Source organism: Gemmatimonadales bacterium, assembly GCA_035502185.1.
GTDB lineage: Bacteria > Gemmatimonadota > Gemmatimonadetes > Gemmatimonadales > JACORV01 > Fen-1245.
Genome location: DATJUT010000088.1, coordinates 22,555 through 29,535, shown reverse-complemented (window position 1 = coordinate 29,535; position 6,981 = coordinate 22,555). Strand labels below are relative to the sequence as shown.

Here is a 6,981-nt window from a genome sequence, read left to right as displayed (position 1 = left end):
AGGCTCCCGAAGAAGCGCGGCTTCGCGACCTGCGGACCGCCGTCCTCGGGGCAGAACACGTCGCAGTTGCCGCAGTCGTTGCAGAGGTCGGCGTAGTTGGCGAGCTGGTGCGTCTCGCCGATGGCGAAGACGTCGTCGCCGGGGAGGATGCGCCACCGGCCCTTGGCGTCGATCTCGACGTCCTCGAACGGCAGGGTCATCGCGGGGCCCTCGTACGCGAAGTTGGCGTCGTTGGGACAGACGGGCACGCACTTGTCGCAGTTGACGCAGTCGTACAGCCACAGCTTCGAGCCGATCTTCCGGGGCACGCCCCGGTTCTTCTCCCACCGGTAGCGCGGGTCCGCGGTGGCCTGCTCGACGGCGGCGGGCGTGTTCAGGACGCCGGCGGTGTCCACCAGGGCCTGCTCGAGCATCGCCAGCCGCGAGCGGCACGCCGCCCCGACGGCCGGGGGGAGCGTGGGCGCGATGGTGCGCTCGAACTCCTCGGCGAGCGCCGCGCAGAGCCGGTCCAGCGGCTCCGCCGCCCCCGCCGCTGCGGCCGCCCAGGCCTCCAGCCGCGGCGCGAGGCGCTCCACCATCCAGCGGTGCGCCCGCTCGGCCGCGCCGCCGTCCAGCTCGCCGGCCGCGGCCCGCGTCGAGGACTCGCACGCCGCCACGACCTCCCGCACCGCGGCGCCGGCGTGGCCCGCGTGGCGCAGGACCAGGTCGGGAACGCGGGTCACGCCGAGCTCCCGCATCCGGGCCTCGAGGCTCGCGACGTACCGCGGCAGCCGGCCGTAGCCGCCCGGCCGCAGCAGGTCGGTGCAGGTCGTCGTGGGCACGAGGTTCATCGCCACGGCGCTGGCGACGTTGTGCGCGTCGAGGCCGGCGGAGAACGAGATCGGCACCGACCCGCCGAGCGCCTCCCGCAGCCGGCGCACCAGGTTCATGGTGATCACGTGGAGCGGCGGACCCGACAGGTACATCACCTGGTCGGTGAAGAAGGTGCGGTGGTTCTTCACCACCAGGGTGTTGCTGCACTTCACCGCCAGCCGCCGGCCCCGCGCGCGGGCGAGCGCCTGGAGCCGGGGCACCATGGCCAGCGCGTCGCCGAGCTGGAGGTCCTTGTCGAACGCCTCCGCCGTCGTCTGGACGTCGTGGTAGCCCATCACGTCGTGCAGCAGGTGGTCCACCTCGGCCCGGCCGAGCAGCGTCGGGTTCAGCTTGATGCAGACGTCGACGTCCAAGTCGGCAAGGAGGTAGGAGGCGATCGCCTCGATCTCCTCGGCAGGGCAACCATGGAAGGTGGACAGGGTCACCGCGTCGCTGATGCGGGCGGGGAAGGGCAGGCTGCGGTACGTCGCCAGCGGCCCGGTGAGCCGGGCCCGGAGCTCGTCCACGATCGGCGCGGCGTCCTTCATCGCGCGGATCCACCCGGAGACCCGCTCCGACCGGATGCCCTCGAGCCCGTAGCCGACGCTCATGTCGAACAGCGTCTCGAGCTTGGCCGGCGGCGTGCCCTCGCCGGGAACCCCCGCGGCCTTGAGGATCTCGATCAGCATCGCGGCACCGACGTACTCCCGGAGCGACGCCTCGAGCTTCAGCTCCTGCGACCACTCCACGTTGTAGCCGACGTTGGTCGCGTCGATGCAGGGGCGCGGGATGGTCAGCTCGTCGAGGACCTGGACGGTCTTGAGCTCGATGATCCGCGCGCCGGCCAGCCACGCCAGCACCACGTTCTGCACCAGCTGATCGTGTGGGCCCGCCGCCGGCCCGACCGGCGTCGCGGCACGCCGGCCGTGGAAGCGGACCGAGGTGTCGAGCGCGGGATCGCCGCGGAAGAACTTCGCCCGCGGCAGGTCGAAGATCTTCCCCTCGCGCTCGTGCTCAAGCAGCGCGCGCTTGGCGAGCAGGTCGAAGGGGAGCGGGACGAGCTCGGCCACTAGGCGGACGGCCCGCGCGTGTGCTGGAAGACGAGCGGGAAGGCCGTGTAGAACGCGGTGGCCGCCACCAGGTGCGCGATGGGCACGCGCTCGAGGGCGCTGTGGGCGTTGTCCTCCTCGCCCGGCCCGAACCCGATGGTCGGGACCCCCATGATGCCCATCGTCGCCACGCCGTTGGTGCTGAACGTCCACTTGTCCACGACGGGGGCCCGGCCGAACAGGAGGCGGTGCGTCTCGACGCCGGAGCGCACCAGCGGGTGGCTCTCCTCCACGACCCAGGTCGGGTAGTACTTCTCCATCCCGTACTCCAGCCCCCGCCAGCTCTTCACCTTGTACTGCAGCACCTCCACGGTGGCATCCTGCAGCGCCGGCAGCGCGCGGATCTCGGCGACGGCGCTCTCCTTCGTCTCGCCGGTGGTGAGCCGCCGGTCGAGGTGGAAGGTGGCGGACGACGGCACGGCGCACAGCGACGGCGTCAGCGCGCGGATGTCGGTCACGGTCACCGTGCCCTTGCCGAGGAACGGGTCGTTCCGGAGGCGCGCGTTGAGCGCCTCCACCTGCTGGATGATGTGCGTGGCCTTGTAGATCGGGTTCACGCCGCGCTCCGGCGCGCTGGCGTGGCAGCTCACGCCGGGCACGTGCACCTCGATCTCCATCCGGCCGCGGTGGCCCCGGTACACGCGCAGGTTGGTGGGCTCGGTGATGACGACGGCGTCGGGCTTGATCCCGTCCTCGCGCAGGATGTACAGCCAGCCGATGCCGTCGCTGTCCTCCTCCTCGACGGAGCCGCACATCCACACGGTGAAGTCGTCGGTCAGGCCCAGGTCCTTGATCAGCTTGCCGGCGTAGACGAGGCACGCGATGCCGGCGCGCTGGTCGCTGGCGCCGCGGCCCCACACACAGCCGTCCTCGACCTTGCCCTGGTACGGGTCGAACGTCCACTCCTTGGGGTCGCCTACGCCCACCGTGTCGGTGTGGGAGTCCATCATGATCACGCGCTTCCCCGAGCCGATCCGCCCGAGGATGTTGCCCAGCTTGTCCACGCGGATCTCGTCGAAGCCGACCTTCCGCATCTCGGCCTCGATCCGCTCGATGACGGGACCCTCCTGGCAGCTGGTGGCGGGGATCGCGATCAGGTCCCGCAGGAAGCGGACGATGGCGTCCTGGTGGGCGCGTGCACCCTCGAGGATCGCGTCCTTCTTCCCCTGCACGACGGCGAGGGCGTTCATCGCGCGGCCTCCGGCGCTCGCAGCGCCGCGAGCACGGCGTCGGGCCGGATCGGCAGGCGGCGCAGCCGGATGCCGGCGGCGTCGAAGATCGCGTTGGCCACCGCCGGGCCCACCCCGTTGATCGGCACCTCGGCGATGGACTTCGCGCCGTAGGGGCCGAGCGGCTCCTCGGTCTCCACCAGGATGGTCGTCAGCTTCGGCATGTCCTCGGCGGTGAAGATCTTGTAGTCGCAGAAATTCGCGTTCACGACGCGGCCGGCCTCGTCCAGGACCATCTCCTCCGCCAGCGTGTAGCCGAGGCCCTGCGCCACGGCGCCCTCGGCCTGCCCCTCCGCCTGCATCGGGTTGATGGCGACGCCGAGGTCCACCGCGGTCACGAGGTGCGGGACCTTGACCTGCCCGGTCTCGGTGTCCACCTCGACCTCCGCGAACTGGGCGCAGAAGGGCGGCGGGCTGTCGGTGTTGAAGTGCGAGGAGCCCTCCATCACCTGCGTCTTCTCCTTGTAGAAGGCGAACATCGCGACCTCGCCCATCGTGACCGACTTGCCGCCGGGCGCGAACACGCGGTCGTCGCGGCAGGTGAGGTCCTCCGGATTCGCGTCCAGCAGCTTGGCGGCGAAGCAGCACACCGCGTCGCGGGTCTTCTCGGCGGCCTTCTTCACCGCGCCCCCCGAGATGATGGTGGTGCTGGAGGCGTAGGCGCCCACGTCGAACGGCGTGAAGTCCGTGTCGGACGAGTAGATCAGGATCTTGTCGAGGCTCACCCCCAGCGTTTCGGCCGCGATCTGGGCCAGCACCGTGTCGCTGCCGGTGCCGAGGTCGGTCGCGCCGACCTGGAGGTTGAACGAGCCGTCCTCGTTGAGCTTGAAGAACGCGCCCGCGAAGTCCACCCCGGCGATGCCGCTGCCCTGCATCGAGCAGGCGAGGCCGACGCCGTGCAGGACCCGGCCGGGGCGCCGGCGGCCGCCGTTGCGCCTCGTGTTCCAGCCGATGGCCTCCGCGCCGCGCTCCAGGCACTGCGGCAGGCCGCAGCTGCGGATCAGCCGCGGCAGGCCCTTGCGTCCTTCGCCGAGCTGGGCCGACAGCTCGTCCGTGTCGCCCTGGCGGATGGCGTTCTTGAGCCGGAAGGCGATGGGGTCCATGCCGAGCTGGTGGGCGATCTCGTCCACCAGGCTCTCCTGCGCGAAGAAGCCCTGCGGGCAGCCGTAGCCGCGGAAGGCGCCGGCCGGCGGGGCGTTCACGTACACCACGTCGCAGTCGAACTTGAGGTTGGGCGCGCGGTACAGCGGCAGCACCTTGCTGCCGGTGTTGCCCTGCACGGTGGTGCAGTGGCCGCCGTAGGCGCCCGTCGCCGCCAGCACCTTCATGTGGTGGGCGACGATGGTGCCGTCCTTCTTGACTCCCATCTTCAGGCGCAGCACCTGCGGGTGGCGGGTGCGCGCCATGAAGAACTCCTCGTGGCGCGTGTACTCGAGCTTGACGGGCCGGCGCGCGGCCAGCGCGAGCGCGGCGCAGATGTCCTCGATCACCATCTCCTGCTTGCCGCCGAACCCGCCGCCGATGCGCGGCTTGATGACGCGGATGCGGCTCACCGGGATCTGCAGGATCATCGCCACCTGGCGACGCACGTGGAACGGGATCTGGGTGCTGGTGCGGATCACCAGCCGGTCGTCGGCGTCCAGCCAGCAGATGACGATGTGGGGCTCGATGGCCGCGTGCTGCTGGCGGGGGGTGCGGTACTCGCGCTCCACGATCAGGTCGGCCTGCCGGAACCCCTGCTCGGCGCTGCCCAGCTCGCGGTGGATCTCGCCCGCGAGGTTGCGCGCGGCGTCGTCGATGCCCGTCGAGTCGGGCTCGTCGTGGATCACGGCGGCGCCCTTGTCCATCGCGTGCTCCATGTCGAGCACCGCCGGCAGCACCTCGTAGTCCACCTCGATGCGGCGCAGCGCCTCCTCGGCGATGGCGCGGGTCTCGGCGGCCACCGCGGCCACCCGGTCCCCCACGTGGCGGACCTTGGAGTCGAGCAGGTAGGTGTCGTACGGCGAGGGCTCGGGCCAGGCCTGGCCGGCCGTGGTGTGCGGCACCCGCGGCACGTCCTGGTACGTCAGCACGGCGTGCACGCCCGGCAGCGCCTTCGCCCGGCGCGTGTCGATCCGCTTGATGCGCGCGTGGGCGTGCGGGCTCGGCAGGATCTTGCCGATCAGCAGGCCCGGCAGGTCGATGTCGTCGGTGAAGGCGGTCCGGCCCGTGACGAGCTTGAGGCCGTCCACCTTGCGGGCGCGCCGGCCGACGACGCGGTGCGCGCTCATCGCCCGGCCCCCTTCCTGGCGCGGGCCGCCGCCCGGCTGGGCCGCGCGGCCGCGGCCCGGACGGGCGCCCTGCCGCCGCGCCCGGTGGAGGCCGCGGCCAGCACGGCCTCGACCGGCTTCTTGTACCCGGTGCACCGGCAGAACACGCCGCCCAGCGCCTCCCGGACCTCGGCCTCGGTGGGATGCGCCGACCGCTCGAGCAGCGCCTTGGCGCAGAGCACCATCGCGGGCGTGCAGTAGCCGCACTGGACGCCGCCGTGCTCCAGGAACGCCTCCTGGATCGGGTCGAGCCGGTCGCGCTCGGCGATGCCCTCGATGGTGGTGAGCCCGCGTCCCTCCGCCTGGGCCGCGAACATGAGGCAGGAGTTGACCGGCTCGCCGTCGAGCAGCACGGCGCACGCGCCGCACTCGCCCGTCTCGCAGCCCCGCTTGACGCCCCAGTACCCTTCGCGGCGGAGCACGTCCAGCAGCAGGTCGCCCGGCGCCACGGTCCAGCGCCGCGGCTCGCCGTTGACCCTCAGGTGGATCACGAGGTCGCTCACCAGGGCCTCCCGAGCTGCTCGAGACACTCCCCCAGGGCGCGCGCGACGAGCACCCGGCTCATCTCGCGCCGATAGGCCGCCGTCCCGCGCACGTCGGTGACCGGCCGCGTCTCCCCGGCGGCCTGCGCCGCTGCCGCGTCCGCGGCGGCGCGAGTGAACGGCTTCCCGACCAGCGCGGCCTCCGCGCGCCGCGCCCGCATCGGCGTCGGTGCCACGGCGCCGAGCGCGATGCGCGCCCAGGTGCAGCGGCCGCCCGCGTCCACGGCCACGCCGGCCGCCGCGTTCACCACGGCGATGTCGCTCGCGAGGCGCCCGAGCTTCTGGAACGACCAGGCGGCCCCCCCCCTCCCGCCCCTCGGCGCGGGCGGCGGCGGGATCACGATCTCCACCAGAAGGCCGCCGTCGAGGACGGTGCGGTTCACGCCCCGGAAGAACCGCTCGAGCGGCACGGTGCGGCGCCCGCCCCGGCCCGCGAGAACCAGCCGGGCGTCGAGCACCAGCAGCGGCGGCGCGAGGTCGCTCGCGGGGGAGGCGTTGGCGAGGTTGCCGCCCGCCGTGCCCATGGTGCGGATCTGGCGGGAGCCCGCCGTGCCCGCGGCCTCGGCGAGAATGCCGCCCGCCAGGCCCGCCAGCGCCGGGGCGTGCTCGAGGTCCGACAGCGTGGAGGTCGCACCGATGGCCCAGCCGCGCCCGCGCTTCTTGACGTAGCGGAGCGGCAGTCGCGTCAGGTCCACCAGGAAGCGCAGCGAGCGATCGCCCTGGACCACCAGGTCGGTGCCGCCGGCGACGAACCTCCCCCGGCCGCCGGCACGGCGCTCGGATGCGAACAGGCGAAGGGCGGCGGCGACGGAGGAGGGACGATGGAAAGCGCGCAGTTGGTCAAACATGGCGATTCCTCATAAGCTTGCTAACCTCGCTCCGCGCCGGGCCGGTGCGCAAGAAGGGCGGGCGCGCGCGCCGGGACGGAAACGGCGGCCCG

Annotated in this window: 5 protein-coding genes; all 5 read right to left on the bottom strand. The window is 72.6% G+C overall.

Annotation, left to right across the window (positions count from 1 at the left end):
• The coding region (locus VMF70_11505; protein ID HTT68648.1) for a 4Fe-4S dicluster domain-containing protein at positions 1-1,922 on the bottom strand (1,922 nt) is incomplete at its 3' end.
• Positions 1,922-3,151 carry a YgeY family selenium metabolism-linked hydrolase gene (locus VMF70_11500; GenBank protein HTT68647.1) on the bottom strand — a complete coding sequence of 410 codons (1,230 nt, stop codon included), beginning with the start codon at positions 3,149-3,151 and terminating at the stop codon, positions 1,922-1,924. The genes VMF70_11505 and VMF70_11500, both read right to left, overlap by 1 nt.
• Positions 3,148-5,460 carry a molybdopterin cofactor-binding domain-containing protein gene (locus VMF70_11495; protein HTT68646.1) on the bottom strand — a complete coding sequence of 771 codons (2,313 nt, stop codon included), beginning with the start codon at positions 5,458-5,460 and terminating at the stop codon, positions 3,148-3,150. The genes VMF70_11500 and VMF70_11495 overlap by 4 nt, the downstream gene beginning before the upstream one ends.
• Positions 5,457-6,002 (bottom strand): (2Fe-2S)-binding protein, encoded by a 546-nt coding sequence (locus VMF70_11490; GenBank protein HTT68645.1) that lies wholly within the window; start codon positions 6,000-6,002, stop codon positions 5,457-5,459. The genes VMF70_11495 and VMF70_11490 overlap by 4 nt, the downstream gene beginning before the upstream one ends.
• Positions 5,999-6,889 (bottom strand): FAD binding domain-containing protein, encoded by an 891-nt coding sequence (locus VMF70_11485; protein HTT68644.1) that lies wholly within the window; start codon positions 6,887-6,889, stop codon positions 5,999-6,001. Before VMF70_11485 ends, VMF70_11490 begins: the two co-directional genes overlap by 4 nt.
• Between the last annotated feature and the right edge of the window lie 92 nt (positions 6,890-6,981).